Origin of the sequence: Gemmobacter lanyuensis (genome assembly GCF_014652355.1) — a bacterium.
Classification (GTDB): Bacteria; Pseudomonadota; Alphaproteobacteria; order Rhodobacterales; family Rhodobacteraceae; genus Gemmobacter; species Gemmobacter lanyuensis.
Window position 1 is genome coordinate 16605 of the sequence record NZ_BMYQ01000010.1, and the last position, 17754, is coordinate 34358.

Annotated in this window: 18 protein-coding genes; 9 read left to right on the top strand and 9 right to left on the bottom strand. The window is 62.4% G+C overall.

The window, feature by feature from the left end; genetic code table 11:
- The first annotated feature begins 174 nt into the window (after positions 1 to 174).
- Together IE101_RS14360 and IE101_RS14365 are read left to right on the top strand one after the other, a co-directional pair.
- Positions 175 to 717 carry a helix-turn-helix domain-containing protein gene (locus IE101_RS14360; protein WP_189634542.1) on the top strand — a complete coding sequence of 181 codons (543 nt, stop codon included), beginning with the start codon at positions 175 to 177 and terminating at the stop codon, positions 715 to 717.
- Positions 718 to 898: 181 nt separating this feature from the next.
- A complete protein-coding gene (locus tag IE101_RS14365; protein ID WP_189634543.1) occupies positions 899 to 2509 on the top strand; it encodes a hypothetical protein in 1611 nt (536 codons plus the stop codon).
- A gap of 19 nt (positions 2510 to 2528) precedes the next feature.
- Here IE101_RS14365 and IE101_RS14370 read toward each other — a convergent pair whose 3' ends face one another.
- From IE101_RS14370 to IE101_RS14380, 3 genes are all read right to left on the bottom strand, one after another.
- Positions 2529 to 2864 carry a hypothetical protein gene (locus tag IE101_RS14370; protein ID WP_189634544.1) on the bottom strand — a complete coding sequence of 112 codons (336 nt, stop codon included), beginning with the start codon at positions 2862 to 2864 and terminating at the stop codon, positions 2529 to 2531.
- 69 nt (positions 2865 to 2933) lie between these two features.
- Positions 2934 to 3362 carry a type II toxin-antitoxin system VapC family toxin gene (locus tag IE101_RS14375; RefSeq protein ID WP_189634545.1) on the bottom strand — a complete coding sequence of 143 codons (429 nt, stop codon included), beginning with the start codon at positions 3360 to 3362 and terminating at the stop codon, positions 2934 to 2936.
- Positions 3359 to 3598 carry an AbrB/MazE/SpoVT family DNA-binding domain-containing protein gene (locus IE101_RS14380; RefSeq protein WP_189634546.1) on the bottom strand — a complete coding sequence of 80 codons (240 nt, stop codon included), beginning with the start codon at positions 3596 to 3598 and terminating at the stop codon, positions 3359 to 3361. The genes IE101_RS14375 and IE101_RS14380 overlap by 4 nt, the downstream gene beginning before the upstream one ends.
- A gap of 739 nt (positions 3599 to 4337) precedes the next feature.
- Between IE101_RS14380 and IE101_RS14385 the strand changes: the two genes are divergently transcribed.
- Entirely contained in the window at positions 4338 to 5918 is a 1581-nt protein-coding gene (locus IE101_RS14385) for a methyl-accepting chemotaxis protein (RefSeq protein WP_189634547.1), read from the top strand.
- Positions 5919 to 5939: 21 nt separating this feature from the next.
- On the opposite strand, the gene IE101_RS14390 is transcribed toward IE101_RS14385, so the two are convergent.
- The 6 genes from IE101_RS14390 to IE101_RS14415 all read right to left on the bottom strand — a co-directional run bounded on the left by IE101_RS14390 (position 5940) and on the right by IE101_RS14415 (position 10986).
- Entirely contained in the window at positions 5940 to 6158 is a 219-nt protein-coding gene (locus IE101_RS14390) for a DEAD/DEAH box helicase (RefSeq protein ID WP_189634548.1), read from the bottom strand.
- 437 nt (positions 6159 to 6595) lie between these two features.
- Positions 6596 to 7447 carry a WD40/YVTN/BNR-like repeat-containing protein gene (locus tag IE101_RS14395; RefSeq protein ID WP_189634549.1) on the bottom strand — a complete coding sequence of 284 codons (852 nt, stop codon included), beginning with the start codon at positions 7445 to 7447 and terminating at the stop codon, positions 6596 to 6598.
- A gap of 14 nt (positions 7448 to 7461) precedes the next feature.
- Positions 7462 to 8874 carry a multicopper oxidase family protein gene (locus IE101_RS14400; RefSeq protein WP_189634550.1) on the bottom strand — a complete coding sequence of 471 codons (1413 nt, stop codon included), beginning with the start codon at positions 8872 to 8874 and terminating at the stop codon, positions 7462 to 7464.
- Between the two features lie 56 nt (positions 8875 to 8930).
- Complete coding sequence (locus IE101_RS14405; RefSeq protein WP_189634551.1) at positions 8931 to 9299, bottom strand: hypothetical protein; 369 nt, start codon at positions 9297 to 9299, stop codon at positions 8931 to 8933.
- A gap of 35 nt (positions 9300 to 9334) precedes the next feature.
- A complete protein-coding gene (locus IE101_RS14410) occupies positions 9335 to 9526 on the bottom strand; it encodes a heavy-metal-associated domain-containing protein (RefSeq protein WP_229804190.1) in 192 nt (63 codons plus the stop codon).
- Positions 9527 to 9999: 473 nt separating this feature from the next.
- Positions 10000 to 10986, bottom strand: coding sequence for an aldo/keto reductase (locus IE101_RS14415; RefSeq protein ID WP_189634552.1), 987 nt, complete (start codon positions 10984 to 10986; stop codon positions 10000 to 10002).
- 112 nt (positions 10987 to 11098) lie between these two features.
- On the opposite strand from IE101_RS14415, the gene IE101_RS14420 reads away from it, so the two are divergent.
- The 6 genes from IE101_RS14420 (at position 11099) to IE101_RS14445 (ending at position 17753) form a co-directional block, all read left to right on the top strand.
- The gene (locus IE101_RS14420) at positions 11099 to 12004 is read left to right on the top strand and encodes a LysR family transcriptional regulator (RefSeq protein ID WP_189634553.1); all 906 of its coding nucleotides are present in this window, start codon (positions 11099 to 11101) and stop codon (positions 12002 to 12004) included.
- Between the two features lie 330 nt (positions 12005 to 12334).
- Complete coding sequence (locus IE101_RS14425; protein ID WP_189634554.1) at positions 12335 to 13813, top strand: sugar ABC transporter ATP-binding protein; 1479 nt, start codon at positions 12335 to 12337, stop codon at positions 13811 to 13813.
- A gap of 27 nt (positions 13814 to 13840) precedes the next feature.
- Positions 13841 to 14836, top strand: a complete 996-nt coding sequence (locus tag IE101_RS14430; RefSeq protein WP_229804191.1) for an ABC transporter permease — start codon at positions 13841 to 13843, stop codon at positions 14834 to 14836.
- Between the two features lie 74 nt (positions 14837 to 14910).
- Positions 14911 to 15894: a substrate-binding domain-containing protein gene (locus IE101_RS14435; protein ID WP_189634556.1), complete on the top strand. Its 984-nt coding sequence runs from the start codon at positions 14911 to 14913 to the stop codon at positions 15892 to 15894.
- 97 nt (positions 15895 to 15991) lie between these two features.
- A complete protein-coding gene (locus IE101_RS14440; RefSeq protein ID WP_189634557.1) occupies positions 15992 to 16753 on the top strand; it encodes a GolD/DthD family dehydrogenase in 762 nt (253 codons plus the stop codon).
- Positions 16754 to 16760: 7 nt separating this feature from the next.
- Positions 16761 to 17753 (top strand): dihydroxyacetone kinase subunit DhaK, encoded by a 993-nt coding sequence (locus IE101_RS14445; RefSeq protein WP_189634558.1) that lies wholly within the window; start codon positions 16761 to 16763, stop codon positions 17751 to 17753.
- Position 17754 lies beyond the last annotated feature (1 nt).

Sequence of the window (17754 nt, forward strand, 5' to 3'; positions counted from 1 at the left end):
CCTGATGATGGCGATGTAAGATTATGAAATACAATCAAAGGATGATTTTCGCGCAAAGGCAACGGGAATACTTCGGCACAATTATAATACATAATCTTCATTCTCCGCTTTTCACGTGTAGGCGGGGCACATTCTATTTTTACTTGCGACAAACGTGTAACATCAGAGGGTTATATGGAGGTTTCCGTGCCCCGCTCACACGTCGAACTGAGTCTCGAAGAGCGCAAGATTCTAGGACGCCTGCTCCACCACAAGACTCGCGTTGCCGCAATCGCCCATGTGCTGTCAGGGCATCGCTCGACGATTTATCGCGAGATCCGGTGCAACTGGTGGCACGATGCCGAGGTCCCGCAGGCCGATGGTTATCGGTCGCTGACGGCGCAGAAATTGGCGGCAGATCGTCGCGATCGCAAGCTTATCCGCCATCCCGACCTTCTGGAGGCTGTCGTCGACCGCTTTAAGACGGGCTGGTCACCCGAGGAGATAGCCGGCCGGATGAATGCCGAACCAGGGTCGACGCACCATCTGTGCCAACCTCGTACACTTGGGGTAAAACTCTGCCTCCTCCCGGATTCTCCTGCCATGGCCCGCCCGCACAAACCTGAGCATGAACTGCGAAAAGTCTGGGATGAGCTGCATGTCCCCCCGGCTGAACGCGCCAAGGTAACGGCGACGGCAGTGGCGGCGGGTCATTGCCTTGCAGCACCAGCAGCTTGAGGTCCGGCACGAACTCCGCTGTCTAGCTTCCAGCCACGCCCCGACAAATGACACTGCAGGATGCGTCCGTTTGGACAGTTTGACCCTGACCTCCTTTTTGCAGGACGCTTGTCTATGGATGTCAGCCCGGGCCATTGCGGCCAGGCCCGCACCAAAGCTTTTAAGCAGGAGCACTTTTGTCATGGCGACCGTCACATTCACTGAATCTTTCACCTATTTTCAGGATTGGCCCGGGCAGCTTTTCCGCGGCGATGCACATGCAACAGTCACAACTCGGACCAGCACGCGGTTCGTTTACGAGTTTGGTGCTGGCGCAGGGGAGTTTGCCGACTACCGGGTCGAAGTGACCGGCACAGAGTTCACCTACAACCGCGACGAGCCAATTGGCGGCACCATGAACCGGGTTCGAGTGTTGGATCCGTCAGGAACGGCAATCCTGACCTACAGCAATCTTGGATCGCATCCGATTTCGCGCGACCTCGACCAATTCTACGCCAGCATCTTCGGGACGATGGCGGATGACGGCCAAGGCATCGAGGCCAATCCTTATGTCGCCGCCAGCTTGCTGATGGCTGGAAATGATACGATCACCGGATCGGAGGGCGAGGATGGTCAGGGTGTCATCGGCTTTGACCTTGGTGATGACGTCTACTTCATGCGGGGTGGTGACGATTGGCTCACCGCGGGGATGGGGAATGACACGCTCGACGGAGGGGATGGCTTCGACACCTATACCCTGACGGAAAGCAACTACATCATGGGGGGCGTCGCTTTTCGCGGGGCCACCGTAAACCTGCAGACAGGCATTGCACAAGATCCATGGGGCGGGACAGACACCCTGTCGAATATCGAAGCCGCACGAGGATCGCGTTTTGGGGATGTTCTCATTGGTCAAAACTGGGATCGTTCGAGCCTGATGGGGCTTAGGGGGCGCGACACGCTAGATGGTGGGGCGAATACCTATACGCTATCCGGGGACATCGACGACGATCGTCGTGATGAAGTGCGCTATGATCGCGATGCCAAGGATGGCGGGCGGCGCGGGATTGTCGTCGACCTCGAAACCAATTTTGACAACAACTCGATCACCGGCACGATCCGTGACGGGTTTGGCAATGTGGACAGGGTGCGGGATGTCGAACGTGTCATCGGTACGCGCTTCAACGACAGCTTTGTCGGCTCTCAGGTCGGGAATGTTTTTGCCGGAGGTGAAGGGATCGACAGTTACGACGGGCAGGCCGGGTTCGACAGCCTCAACTTCGATCGGAATACCGGCGACGCCGGGCCGGGCAGCGGGATCGTTGTAAACTTTACCCTGACCTCGGGGCAGATCAGGAACGACGGTTATGGAAATATTGAAACGGCGCGAAACATCGAGAGTATCTGGGGTACCGCGTTGAATGATTGGGTCAAGGGCAACGCCCGCGCAGAGGAATTCTGGCTTTCAGAAGGGCGAGATACCATGATCGGTGGTGACGGCAGTGACCGCTTCGTTTGGGAGTCGACCACCGAGTTCGGCGACGGCGACCGCATCGCCGATTTTCAGGCCACCGGGGCCGGAGCGGACCGCCTGGCATTCGACACCCCAGGGATTGACGCGATGACCACCGAGCTGACGCTGGTCAATGGGCCTGCAGCGGTGGAAGCTGGGGTGGGGACGTTCATCTTTAATAGGGCAAATGACACGCTGTTCTGGGATGCGGATGGCGCAGGCGGCGCCGCGCAGGTCGCGATTGTGGTCTTGCCGGGGGTCAACAGCCTGACATCAGCCAATTTTGACCTCTGGGGATGATACGAGGCATCTGGGCTTTTCAAAAACCGCCATCCATTGACCCAGGTTTGACCCACGCAACAGCGTCCCTGGGGGATACTTGAGGCCATAGGCCGTCGTTGATCTGGGTTATTTCCTGAACACCAAAAAGGAACGTGGCCTGAAGTGCATCGTTGGAATACTCGGCAATTGCCGAAGCTGCGGGCCGTCTTGTTTCCTTCGGGGAATAGGTCGTTGTGTGTCTTGATGGTCTGACAGTCCACGCGGTCCTGCATATGGCGACCATCGAAGCGCTCGATCGAATTTGCATGGCCAATCCGTCTGATGGCTGGTTCACCGCTGTGGATTGCGCCATGAGATCCGTGAGTTCTGTCATGGATTGCTCCAAGCGGACGGACAAAAGCGGACTGGGGGGGTCGCGCGATGCCGCAGCAGCTGACCGGGTTCAGTGATCCGGCTTGACGCCAAGAAGCTCCATCCCCGGCACCGAGGCGGCCTTTCGGTCAAAGGTGGCCGTGGCGCGGCAGCCTGCTGCATGACCGGCCAATGCGACCATCTGGTCGGCAAAGCCCGGACCGCCCTTGCGATAACGGTCGGCGGCAAGCGAGACCCGGTCTGCCGCCTCGATCTGCAATTCCCGCGCCTCCAGCAACCCGTCCAGCGCCCGCGCGATATCGGCCCGTCCCAGATGATAGGCGCGCTCCAACACCCAGACCAACTCGACCAGCACTTCCCGGCTGACAAAGCCAGGCGCGGACTCGGTCAAGCTGCCAATCAGCGCGGTGGCAGCCTCGGCCTGCCCCGCATCGTCCTGCACCAGAAAGCGGACCAGAACATTTGTGTCGAGCCCGAGGGCAGCAGCCGTCGTGGTCATTCCCCGGTCGCACCGCCTGCGATGGCTGCCTCCATCTCGTCCAAAGTGACCACCCGATCGCTCCGTCCCTTGAGAAGCCCGGCCAAGCCCGATACCGGGACACTGCGCACCAGCCGCACCTCACCCCCATCGAGAATGAGATAGCGCACCCGATCACCCGGCGCGAGCTGCAACGCCGCGCGCACATCCTTGGGCAGCGTGGTCTGACCCTTGATCGTTACGGTGGATTCCTGCATCGCGCCCTCCAATTCAAAATGGGTCCGTGCATTACATATTGGATAAACGCATTACAATTTCAAGCCGCCGCAGATGGGTGGCGGGACAGTCAAGACCGGTATCACGGAGCGTTAGCGTTTCGAGGCAGGGCCAGAAATCTGTTGGAAAGCCTCTGCCTGGCCACCGCTGGATATCGCTCTGCTGGGGTTGCGGTGCGATTGTCCGACGACTGTCATGCAAGATTTCGGGCAATGCACTGCAGAGAAAACGCGTGGGAACGGAATTTTCGGCGAGCGCACCAAGCATGGTGCTTCTGTCAAAGGGCCTCCAAGGTCGCGCAGAATCCTGCAGCGTGTCCGAACGCGGAGCTGACATGCCTTTTGCCGGATCGGAGTGCCAGACTGACCAAGAATATCGCAGGCCCTGATCCGCGGCCCCTCCTGCTTGGACTGTTTCCGGTCAGGTCAAAGCGGAAGGCGGCCGGGATTTCGGCATCGAGCCGGAGGGCGGATGGGCGTGCCCGATCAGGGTGGCCGCAAAGCCGCGCACGGCCCAGATGCCATCCGTTTGGATGGATAAAATCTTTATATACTCGGCCGTTGGCAGTTTTGACCACTTGGGAAAAAGTTTACCCTGCGGTTGCTGTGGCAGGTGGTTGACACATCTTGGCCCCGCCACGCCCCGCAGCTTCATCCCGGACGGGTACCCTGAGTGGAACTGAAACCTCCGTGCACCTGCGACGGAAAAAGGAACATCTTTGTGGGCATTTCGATAAAATTGAAGCTGATCGCGACCTTCCTTCTGACCTTTGTTTTGGGGGGCGTGGCGCTGTATGTCGCCTTCAGCAACATGGAACACTACAATGCGGCACTCGACGATATCATCGACCATGACATGCACCGGGTGCTGCTGGTCGAAGATCTGCTGACGCAAGAGCTTATTGTCCAGACGCATGCGCGCGAGGCTCTGATGGAAACCGCGCTGCCGGATTCGGACCGCTTGCCGCATCTGACCGAGGCGATGCAAACCGCCGGGGCCGCCGTATTGGCAAATATCGAAGCACTGCGCCCGATTACTGCATCCGAGGATCTGGATCTGGTTGATGAACTCCAAGCCAGCCACCATGAGCTGGAAGGCATCATCACCCAAGCCATTGCCCTGCGCGCGGCCGGGCAGCGTGCAGCCGCCGGGGACCTGATGCTTCTGGAAGGAAATACAGCCTACGAACATGTGCTGACCGCCGCCCAAGACCTTCGCAAGATCGCGGGTGACGATGTGGAGTCTGCAGAGCTTGTGGTCGATCAGGAATTTGGTGCGGCGCAGCGTGAACTGATCCTGATCAGCCTTGCCGCGGTCACGCTCTCGGCGCTGTTTGCGGGGCTCTTGGTACGCTCCATCGTGCGGCGCCTGTCGCGGACGGTTGCGCTGGCACGCAATGTGGCCGGGGGCGATCTGCGGCAGGTGATCGCGGTGCAAGGCCGAGACGAGATCTCTGACCTGCAACGTGCCGTGAACGAGATGGTGGTCCAACTGCGTGGCATCGCAGGCAGCGTGGCCGAAAGTGTTCGCAGTGTGGCCGCAGGGGCCACGCAGACCGCTGCCACGTCGGAGGAGATGTCGCAGGGTGTGACAGAGCAGGCGTCCTTCTCGGAGGAGGCCTCGGCATCGGTCGAACAGATGGCGGCGGGCCTTCGGCAAGGCGCACAGGACGCGGCCGAGACGGAACGTCTGGCGACCCGGTCGGCCGAGGATGCCCGCGTGGGCGGTGCCGCCGTGGCCGAGGCGGTGGCGGCCATGCAGTTGATTGCTGAACGCATCCAGATCGTGCAGGAAATTGCCCGGCAAACCGACCTGCTGGCCCTGAACGCCGCCGTCGAGGCCGCCCGGGCCGGTGAGCATGGTCGGGGCTTCGCCGTGGTGGCCGATGAGGTGCGCAAACTGGCGGAACGCAGCCAGGTGGCCGCTGTCGAGATTGCCCAGATGTCGACAGCGACTGTGCAATCGGCAGCGCGCGCGGGCAACCTGCTGGAAGGGTTAGTGCCCAATATCGCCGAAACCTCGGGCCTCGTGGCGCGGATCGCTGCGATGATGCAAGAATTGTCGACCGGATCTTCGCAGATTTCGGCAGCGATCCAGCAGCTGGACAAGGTCACACAACAGAACAGTTCTGCGGCCGAGGAGCTTTCGGCGGGGGCCGTGCAATTGGCGGGGCTGGCGGATGAACTGACCGAGGTGGTGGACTTCTTCAAGGTCGATGTCGAGAGCGCGGCACCCGAACCCGCGTCCAGTCACGTTCGTCAAAGTGACCTCGATCCAAATCTGCAGTTGCTTGCTGCATGACACCCGGCACGGGGGCGGGGATCAATCGGCTTTGCCCCTCCCCCGCAGAGGCTGGAACAGCTTTGCAATCGTGTCCTGATCCATGACGAAGCCGTCGGCGGATCGACCTTCAAAAAGAGTATCCGCCAGCGCTTGCTTATGGGCCTGGAGGCGAAGGATGGCCTCCTCGACCGTGCCTTCAGCGACAAGGCGGTAAACGAAGACAGCCTTGGTCTGACCGATACGATGGGCCCGATCCATGGCTTGGCGTTCGACGGCAGGGCTCCACCATGGGCCATAGAGGTGTTGATTTCCACTGCGAAATGATCTGCGGGAAAGGGGCGGTGCACTGGCCCCTGTTTCGACCGGACACCGGAGCAAGACCAGGGAGGCTGATGGCGAGCCGGATACAATTTGCATTCTCAAGCATCTTGTTGGCCAGCGCCAAAGCGTTGCACAGGCCACCCACGACCTAACACCGCCCCCGCCAAACCAAGGGTCACCGCCGCGAGGAGAACATCACCCAGCGTGCAGTGGATAACCGCAAAGCAATCAGGCCAACCGTTCCGGCTGGCCTGATCGTGTAAAGCGGGACATGCGCGCCTTCCTGTAGCAGAGTGTCCACCGCCATGACTGCGCGGTCGCGCAGGGCGGCGCGTCTTCGCGGCGGCAGAGCGGGGGCCGCAGTCATATTGGCGTCAATCTGTTGCGGCGTTTGTCCATGTAGCGCCGCCATCGTCAGAAAAGATCAGCTGTCCCTTCGCGGAAAGCGCCGAAAGGCGGTGCGGGTCGGCATGGGTCGACGCTAGGAACAACAGATAGCCGTCGGGCAGCTCTGGCGACAGCACCGACACCGTGCCCTTCGCATCGATGGACAACAACCCGCGTCCAAGCTCTGCCGCACGCAAAAGACCATCTGCGCCGACATCGACCGACGTGACCGGCGCGCCTGCCGTCACGCCCTGCCACGTCGCGCCCTTGTCCGGGCTTACGAAAAGACCCGCCTCCGTTGCCGCGTAGATCGTGTCGGAATCGGTGTAAGAGGTCGCGATGTCGATCAACTCTCCGGGCGCTTGTCCGGAAACCTCCCAGGTCACGCCGCTGTCGGCACTCCGCTGGACCGTGCCATCATGAATGATGCCGTAGATCACTGCAGGGTCGGCGCGGCTGACCTCCAAATTGTGAAAATCGACAGGCCCGTCGAGACCATCCGAGACATGGGTCCAAGTCGCACCACCGTCATCCGTGCGGATGATGCCGATATTGCCGCCCATCGCCGGATGCCCGCTGGCAAAAGCCTGGCCTGCGTCGCCCGACACGACCGAATACCCCATGAAATCATCCGCAGAGGTGCCTATCCTCGTCGCAGTCCCCGTTGCCAGATCGACGGACCAGAGCCCGTGATGGGAGGCAAGGGTGACACTATCAAGGCCACCCGTTCCCCCGGCAATGCCATGGACATGCGTTGCGTCCAACAAATCGCGCAGCGGGATGGCTTCCTGTCCGATGGCGGGAGAGGCCGCCAGGGCGAGAAGTGCAAAGCGAAGCATGACGGTGTCCTTCCTTAGGCCGAGATAACGAATTCGGTCATCATACCGGTGGCGAGATGCGGCATGTGGTGACAATGAAGCATCCAGCGCGCTGCCTCGCCTGCATCCAGCGCGATACTGACCATGCTCATGGGTGGGATGTGAACGGTATCGCGGATGGCGCCGCTGACCTTGCGCCCATTCAGGGCAACAACCTGGAAATGATGTCCGTGCAGATGCATCGGATGGGCCATCATTGACATGTTGTGAAAGGTCAGCACGACCCGTTCGCCGACGCGCGCCTCGACAGGACGATGGCGGCCCCAGCCCTGACCGTCGATCGTCCAGCGATAGGGCATCATCGAACCGCCGAGCATGAGGTTGTCGATCCGGTCGCTGTTGCGATCAGGCAGCGGCGAAACGGCGCTGAACTTCGCCTCTTGCGACAGGTCTGCCGAGAAAGCGGGATGGGGATCAACCGCCGTATTCGCAAGACGATCCACCCTTGCACCCGGCGTGGCCAGGATGAGCCCCGTGCGTTCGACCGCACCTTCGCGCAGGGCGAGGATCGGAAAGGCGCCACCTTCGGGCGGCAGGTCGAGTTCGAGGTCAAGCCGTTGGCCCATCGCAAGACCGAAGCGCATGCCGCTGACCGGCCGGATCGGATTCCCGTCTGTCGCCACGGCGCGCGCTGACAGCGCCCCGGTATCAAGCCAGAAGACGGTCGCAGCAGCGCCGTTGATGACCCGCAGCAGAACGCGCCCGCCCTTTTCGACGCGCACCACCTCGGGGTCATCCAGTGTTCGGTCATTGGCCAGATAGGCGTCAAAAGCGAAATCGTTCAGGTCCATCATCCCCGTTGGGGCCATATCATGCCCCGACATGTCATGGCCCATGCCTTCCATTGCCGCCCCGCCGGTCATGTCGGCCAGAACCTCTGCGGCGGGACGGAAACTGAGGTCGTGCAGCATGAGCGTCACCTCTTGCCGGTCGGCCGTGAGGTCCTCGGTCCGCCGCACGATCAACGGCGCAGCAAGAAGCTCCATCTCTTGCGCGGGGATATGCGCGTGCATCCAGTGTGTGCCGGGCGTGGCGGCAAAATCATAGGTCCGCCGTTCGCCAACTTGCATGACGGGCCGCGGAGAGTCCGGCACCCCGTCTTGCAGGTTCGGGGGGATCTGCCCGTGCCAATGCAGGATGGTTTCCGTCTCGAGGCCGTTTTCAAGCTCGACGTAGAAGCGTTCGTCAGGATTGAGAAACAAGCCGCTCCGCCCGTTTTCGTCGAGAATGCCTTTCACGGTGATAGCCCGGCCCGCGATGTCGAGTGTCCGCGTCGTCGCCCGCAGGCGCAGGGCGGGCTGGGCTGCAAGCGACCGATGGGGAAGAAGGAGGGCTGCAGCTGATACTGCGCTGGCGCCAAGAAAACCGCGCCTGGATAGAAGTGCCATGGGATTGCTCCGAAAAGATGCGCTGGCGCACCTTGTGAACCTGAAGGGCGAAGGGATCAGGCCAGATATTTCGGAGGTCTTTCATCCGGCGCGGTTGGCCGCGAGGGGGAAAGATGGGCCGCGGTGTCGGGAACCGCAAGCCGGGGTTCGGATACGTCGGTCACGACCAGGGGCGGCAACAGCGCCAAAAGGGCAGTGCAGCCATGTTTGCAAGGTCCGGGCATCGCATCATGGCCGTGATGTGCGATACGAACGCTGGTGTTGGTATCCGCCGCCGCGCCTTGGCGTTCGTGAGACGCCTGTACAAGGTGCGGGACCGGCGCGGAGGAACAAGCTGCCCTCGCATCAAGGCGCAGGCCAAGGCCAAGCGTCATCACCACGATGACAACGAGGCCGAAGACGAGACGTGCGATGATGTCGAACATCTGCCTGGCGCTTTCCTTTCGCACGAACCCGAAGATCACGCCGGAGAGAAACCGGCCTCGGCCAATGCCTTGCGCAACGCTGCTTCGGCAGCCACGGATTCAACTGTGACGAAACCTGCGTTCAAGTCCGCCTCAACCTTGGCAGCGCCATCGACCTCACGAATCGCGGCGACGACACCACGGGCGCAGCCGCCGCACGTCATATTAGGGATATGGAACGCGATCATGGTTATCTCCAATTTCCGGCGCATCTGCTGCGCTATTCCCGAACATGGGGTTTCCACCTGCTGGAAGGTCAAGGGCCGCGGAACAACGCTTCGTGATCGATAACTTTCCCCAAGTCAGGAGGAGTGAGGCGGATTCGTGGGCGAAAAGCATTGACGCAAATCATGTGTGGCGACAGCCGCCGCCGAAGAGGTCGAAATGACGCAGGACAGTCGCCGCAATTAATCAGGTCGGCGCCCCGTCGTTTCGGGAACAGCGATGCAGATCGCGGTCGTCGCAGCAGGCTTACCACCTTGAAACGGATGGGCGCCATCAGGGCGCCCTTTCTTTGTCTGGCACCGATGGCGCGACGGGGCCGAAACGCGTCTTCATGACCGGCCGGGATAAGCACCCGGGCCGGTCAGCGGTGCGGGGCGGGCCATCTCCCAGCCGCGATTTCCGTTGAAGTGGCTGGCACCGTTGCAACCGCCACTATTCACCAAAGCTGGTGAACATGGGGCGCGATCCGCGCCTGATAAAGTCGGCGCAACTCGGCCATGACTTCGGGCGGCAGGGGGGCCAGATCGGCGGCTTGCGCGTTTGCCGTGGCCTGCGCTGCCGTCTTCGCCCCCGGAATGACAACGCTGACCGCCTCTTCCATCAGGATCCAGCGCAGCGCGAATTGCGCCATCGGCAGGCCCTGCGGAACCAGCGCCCGGATCTCATCGACAACCGCCAGCGCAAGGTCGTAGGGCACGCCCGCAAAGGTTTCCCCCTTGTCGAAAGCCTCGCCGTTGCGGTTGAAGGCGCGGTGGTCATCCGGGGCAAAGGCGGTGGCCGCGGTCATCTTGCCGGTCAGCAGCCCCGAGGCCAGCGGCACCCGCACGATCACCGCAATATCCCTGGCCTTTGCTTCGCGGAAGAACAGCCCTGCGGGACGCTGCCGGAAGATATTGTAGATGATCTGCACCGAAACGACACCGGGGTATTCGATCGCCTTCAGCGCCTCTTCGACCTTTTCGACCGAAACACCATAATGCCGGATCTTGCCCGCCTGTACGAGCGCCTCCATCGCCTCGAAAACCTCGGGGCGGTAATAGACATCGGTCGGCGGGCAATGCAGCTGCACCAGATCGAGGCAATCGGTTTCCAGATTGCGGAGCGAACGGTCCACGAAGACCGTCAGGTTTTCTGCATTATAGCCCTCGGCCACATGCGGCGACAGCCGCCGCCCGGCCTTGGTCGCCACGAAGGGGCGCGGGCCACCACGGGTCTTCAAGACTTCGGCGATGATCCGTTCGGACCGCCCATCCCCATAGACATCTGCGGTGTCGATGAAATCGGTCCCCGCATCCAGCGCCGCATGAAGGGCGGCGCGGGCATCGCCTTCGGATACCTCGCCCCAAGACCCACCAATGGCCCAAGCGCCAAAACCGATTTCCGAAACGCTGCGCCCGGTGTGACCAAATTTGCGATGCTTCATCTCTCGACACTCCATCAGGTATCCCCTTGCCGAAACTGATAGCGGTTGCCGGGGCGGAAGGGGCATGGTTTATGATGAGATTGAATCAATCTTGATGTGAACCAAGTTCATAATGGATCGTGCCGACCTTGCCGACCTGCGACTGTTTCTGGCCATCGTGCGGCGGCGCAGCTTCACCGCCGCCGCCATCGAATTCGGCCTGACCCCCTCGGCCGCAAGCCATGCTGTCCGGCGGCTGGAAGGGCGGTTGGGCATCAAGCTGCTGAACCGCACCAACCGGGCCATCACACCGACCGATCTGGGCCGCGATCTGGCCGACAGGCTGGCGCAGGGGTTCGATGCCATTGATGCTGCGGTGCAGGCGCTCGATACCCCCGGGGCGGCAAGCTTTGGCACCCTCCGCATCAACGCTTTCGCCGATGCGGCCCATCTGCTGCTGGCCCCTGCCCTGCCCGATTTTGCGCGGATCTGCCCGCAGGTGAAGCTGACCCTTGTGGTCGAGGATCGCCCCATCGACATCGTGGCCGAGGGGTATGATGCAGGGATCCGCTATGGCCATCTTGTACCCGAAGATATGGTGGCCGTTGCACTGACCGGGCCGCAACGCTGGGTCGTGGTGGCTGCACCGAGCTATCTTGCAGCGCGGGGCATGCCGCGCACCCCCGCCGATTTGCGCGATCACACCTGCCTGCAACTGCTGCTTGGCGATAACTCCAGCTTTCGCTGGGAGCTTGGGGAAGGCGCCGATCAAAAAGCATGGCGCGTGCCCGGCCTGATCACCATCAACGATACGGCCACCACCATCACGGCAGCAAAGGCCGGGCTGGGGTTGGCCTATGTCCTTGAGGCACGCGTCGCCACCGAACTGGCAGACGGCAGCCTGCAACGGGTGCTGGAGGCTTATGCAGCCCCCGGCGATCCGTTCCACATTTACTATGGCAGCCGCCGCCACACTCACCCCGGCCTGCGCGCGCTTATCAACCTGATCCGATCCCGGAACGGTTTGACGCGCCTTTGACAGTCCATCTTGCACCCGTTGCGCCGGAACAGGGTGCTGCCGGCGCTGCGAGATGTGGCGCCCGTCATGCAGATGCACGGCGCACAACAGCGCAACCCCGCGCCAACAGCGGCTGACCCAAGGTTGATTCCCAGCCATCGGAGGCCGGCCTGAACGATTGGGCTGCCGCGAATCAAATTTATAATAGTGATTGAAAATAATGACTTGACGATAGCCATGCGTCCAGAAAATCAAAATTCATAACATCGTTGACAAAGTTCAAATCCCAACTAACTTACATTTGTCGATCAATTCCTGAATATTGATAGATGCCTGTGGGAGGGAGCGAGAATGTCGGCACTGCTGGAGGTCACGGATCTCGTCAAAAGCTTTTCAGGCGTGCCGGCTCTGCGGGACGGCCGGTTCCGCTTGGAACCGGGATCGGTCCATGCGCTTTGCGGCGGGAACGGTGCCGGGAAATCGACCTTCCTCAAGATTGTCATGGGCATCCAACCGCGCGACGGCGGCATGATCCGCAGACGGGGCCAGGAGGTCAGCTTTGCCAGCCCGGCCGAGGCACTTCAGAACGGCATTGCCATCGTCGAACAGGAACTCTCGCCCGTTCCGGCCATGTCGGTGGCCGAGAATATCTATCTGGGCCGCGAACCCGTGGGGCGCTTTGGCCGCATTGATTTCGCCACGCTGAACCGCCAGACGCAGAACTTGCTGGATGGCTTCGGCTTTGCAATCCGGGCCACCGATCTGATGATGGACCTGACCGTCGCGCAGACCCAGTTGGTCGAGATCGCCAAGGCGCTGAGCTATGACGCCGAGGTCATCATTCTGGATGAACCCACCTCGGCCCTGGGCGAGGCCGAGGCCGAACACCTCTTTGCCGCCATCGCCACCCTGAAGGCGCGCGGCAAGGGCGTGATCTATGTCAGCCACCGCCTGTCCGAGATCTTTTCCATCGCAGACAGCTATACCGTGTTCCGCGACGGTCGCTTCGTCCAGACCGGCGCCATGGCCGACGTCACCAAGGATCAGCTGATCCAGCTCATCGTCGGCCGCCCCCTGACCGAGGAATTCATCAAGGAAAACACCCCAGGAACGGAAATCGTGCTTGAGGTGCGCGGCCTGTCTGCGGCGCGCGGAGTGCGGGATGTGTCTTTCACGGCACGACGCGGCGAAATCCTGGGCCTTTACGGCCTGATGGGCGCGGGCCGGACCGAGATTTTTGATCGCCTCTTTGGCCTTTCAGATGTGACCGGGGGCGAAATTTTTGTGGAAGGCGCCCCCGTCGCGCTCCGCAGCCCGGCCGAGGCGATTGCCGCAGGCATCGCCTATGTGACGGAAGACCGCAAAGGCTCGGGCCTCGTGCTGTCAGGCAGCGTGCGCGACAACCTGTGTCTGGCCACGCTGGGGGCATTGTCCCGGGCGGGCGTGATGAATGGCACCGCGGAAGGGGGCGCCGCCGCGCGCATGATTGAGGCACTGAAGATCAAGACGGCAGGCGACGCACTGGGTGTGGCCCAGCTCTCGGGCGGCAATCAGCAGAAGGTCGTCTTGGGCAAATGGTTTCTGACCGCGCCACGCATTCTTCTGCTGGATGAGCCGACGCGCGGGGTCGATGTGGGCGCCAAGCGGGAAATCTACCGCGTGATGTCGGACTTCGCGCGGGGCGGAGGGACGGTGCTGATGGTGTCATCGGAAACCGATGAAATGCTGGGCATGGCGGATCGGGTCATCGTGCTGAAGAACGGCCGGCTGGCCGGCGAACTGGGCCGGGACGCGCTCTCGGCGGAAGGATTGCTGCATCTGGCCGCATGACGCCAGAGGCAGGGGGAGGATATGGATATGGAACTGAAGGCTAAGACACCGGCGGGCGGCAGCCTGTCGGGCGGGCAGATCGTGCAAAGATACGGCATCGTCATCGCACTTCTGCTGGCCTGCCTGACGCTGACCCTGATCAGCGACAACTTTCTGACCACGCGCAACGTGCTGAACGTGCTGCGGCAGACCTCGATCAACGGGGTTCTGGCCATTGGCATGACCTTTGTCATCCTGACGCGGGGCATTGATCTGTCGGTGGGATCGGTCGTGGCGCTGAGCGGGGTGGTCGCGGCCTCATTCGCCACCACATCATCAGCGGGCTTCATTCCCGGCGCCCCCTGGCCTGCGGGCATCGCCATTCTGATCGGGCTTGCCGTGGGGATGGGCTGCGGTGCGGTGTCGGGCGTGATCGTGGCACGCTATCGGGTTCCGGCCTTTGTCGCCACCCTGGGCATGCTGTCGGCCGCGCGCGGGCTGACGCTGCTCTATTCCGGGGGCCGTCCGATCCCCGCGCTGAGCGAGACCTTCCGCTGGATCGGAACCGGCAGCATCCTGGGCATTCCCGTGCCGATCTTCCTGCTGCTGGGCACCTTCGCGCTGGCGCATTTCGTGCTGACCCAGACCCGCTTTGGCCGCCATGTCTATGCCGTGGGCGGCAACCCGCATGCAGCCAAGGTATCGGGGCTGCCCGTGAACCGGATCCGGTTCCTCGTCTATGTGATCTCGGGGGCGCTGGCGGGGCTTGCGGGGATGATCCTTGCCGCGCGGACTGGGTCGGCGCTGCCGCAGGCGGGCATAGCCTATGAACTGGATGCCATCGCCGCAGTGGTGATCGGCGGCACCAGCCTTGCAGGCGGTGTGGGGCGGGTTTCCGGCACGCTGATCGGGGCGCTGCTCATTGGCGTGATGAACAACGGGCTCGATCTGATGGGGGTCGAATCCTACTACCAGCAGGTGATCAAGGGCTTCCTGATCGTGGCGGCCGTGATGCTGGACCAATCCAAGAACAAGCAGGACTGACGTCCCCGGCTTGCCGGCGCGGGCCTGTCGCCCGCTGCCAAAACCACGCGTGATCCATGGGAGGAAAGACGCAAATGACCAAGACGATGTTGATGATGGCAACCGCCTTGACGATGGTGGCCGGCGTTGCGGGCGCACAGGACAAGCCCAAGATCGGGGCGGCTGTCTATGGCCTGAATGCAGAATTCATGCAGATCTGGGCCGAGGCCGCCGAAAACCACCCCGCCGTGAAACAGGGGCTGGTGGAACTGACCGTCTTTGACGGCCGCTATGACGCGCTGGTCCAGCAGGAACAGTTCGAAACGATGATCACCGAGGGCTACAAGGCCATCGTCTTCGTGCCGATCGACATTGAAGCGGGCGCCGCCGCCGTCGATGCCGCCGCTGCCGCGGGCATCCCGGTCTTCGGGTCGAACACCCGCGTGAACAGCGACAAGCTGACGGCCTATGTCGGGTCAGATGATGTGCAGTCGGGCTATATGGAAGCCAAGCATGTGCTGGACAAGATCGGCTGCAAGGGGAATGTCGTCATCATCGAAGGGCCCATCGGCCAGTCGGCGCAGATCCAGCGTCTGGAAGGCAATATGAAGGCGCTGGCCGAATGCCCCGATGTGAAGGTGCTGGAACAGCAGACCGCGAACTGGAGCCGCGCCGAGGCCCAAACCCTGATGGAAAACTGGCTGACCGCCCATCCGGGCGAGATTCAGGGGATCATCGGCCAGAATGATGAAATGGCCCTTGGTGCCATCGAAGCGGTCAAGGCCGCGGGTCTAAAGCCCACCGACTTTGCCATTGCGGGCATCGACGGCGTGACCGACGCGCTGCTGGCGGTCAAGGCGGGCGACATGGCCTCGATCCTGCAGGACGGTCATGCCCAGGCACAGGGCGCGCTGGATCTGGCGATTGCCGCCGTCCTGCCCGACTATCAGCCGATGTCCGAAATCTGGACCCAATACCCGGACATGCCCTGGGCCGACGGCAAGGCCAAGGAATACAACGTGCCGTGGACGCCGGTGACGGCTGAAAACGTGGATGCGCTGCTGGCCACCCGCCAGTAACCGCCACCAACGGCAACCCCCGGGGCCGGGATCCTCCTCGCTCCCGTCCCGGCCCCGGGGGCCTTCCCTTGGGGCAGCAATTTAAAGGAACAGGAACATGGTCACTCCGACTTTCGACTTTTCACTTGCCGGCAAGGTGGCCGTTGTGACCGGCGCGGCCTCGGGCATTGGCGCGGCGATTGCTGCGGCCTTTGCCGCCAAGGGCGCGCGCGTGGCGCTGCTGGACATGAACGGAGATGCCGCCGCTGCCCATGCGGCCACCCTGCCGGGCGCAGCAGGCGCCTTTGCCTGCGACGTGACCGATGCGGCCAGCGTGGCCGGGGCCGTGCAGTCGGTGCAGGCGGCCTTCGGTGCGATCGACATTCTTGTGAACAGCGCAGGCATCGTGGACCTTGCCCCGGCCGAGGATCTGGGCGCCACCGCCTGGAACCGCACCCTTGCCGTGAACCTGACCGGCAGCTTCCTGATGGCGCAGGCCGTGGGTCGCGTGATGATCGCGGCCGGCAAGGGCGGGCGGATCGTCAACCTTGCCTCGCAGGCCGGGTCGGTGGCGATTGAGGGCCATGTCGCCTATTGCGCGTCAAAATTCGGGATCATCGGGGTGACCAAGACCCTGGCGCTGGAATGGGGGCGCCACGGGATCACGGTCAATTCGATCTCGCCCACGGTGGTGCTGACCGATCTGGGCCGCAAGGCCTGGGACGGGCCGAAGGGCGAAGCGATGAAGGCGCAGATCCCCACGGGCCGCTTTGCCGAACCCCATGAAATCGCCTCGGCAGCGGTGTTCCTGGCCTCGGACGAGGCCGCAATGATCAATGGCGCCGACCTGCTGGTCGATGGCGGCTATACGGTGAAGTGAGACGGATATGCAAAGATTCATCAACAACCCCGACGATCTGGTCGATGAAACCGTGGCTGGTTTCGTCAAGGCGCACCGGGATCTGGTGCATCTGGACCCGGCCAATCCGCGTGTCGTGGTGTCTAACGCAGCACCGCAACCGGGCCGCGTCGGCATTGTGACCGGCGGCGGATCTGGGCATGAGCCAGCCTTCATCGGCTATGCCGGGCGCAACATGGTCGATGCAGTGGCGGTGGGCGAGCTGTTTTCGTCCCCCACGGCCAAAAGCTTTGCCGATGCGATCCGGGCGGCCGATGGCGGGGCCGGGGTTGCGGTGCTTTACGGCAATTACGCGGGCGACAACATGAACGTCAAAATGGCGGCGCGCATGGTGGCCAAGGACGGGATCGAGGTGGCCACCGTCGTCGCCAATGATGATGTCTGTTCTGCCCCGGCCGCGGAGCGCGCCAAACGCCGCGGCGTCGCGGGCGAGATCTTCATGTGGAAGATCGGTGGCGCCAAGGCGGCCCAGGGCGCGCCCCTGTCCGAGGTTCAGGCCGCCGCGCAAAAGGCGATCGACGCCTGCCGGTCGGTCGGGGTCGGGCTTGGCCCCTGCACCCTGCCCGGCGTGGGGCATCCGAACTTTCAGATCGAACCGGGCACGATGGAGGTGGGTATCGGCCACCACGGCGAACCGGGCACGCGGGTCGAGGCGCTGAAGACCGCAAGTGAGGTGGCCGACGACATGCTCCGCATCGTGATGGAGGATCACGCCCTGCCGCCGGGGTCGGAGGTTGCGGTGCTGGTCTCGGGTCTTGGGGCCACGCCGGTGAACGAACTTTATGTGCTTTACGACCGGATCGAGGCCGGGCTGACCGCCAAGGGCATGACGGTCCACAAGGCGCTGGTCGGCAATTACTTCACCTCGCTGGAAATGGTCGGGGCAACGCTGACCGTCATGGCGCTGGATGGGGAACTGAAGGCGTTGCTCGATCTTGAAACTGCATCCCCCGCATTGTGAG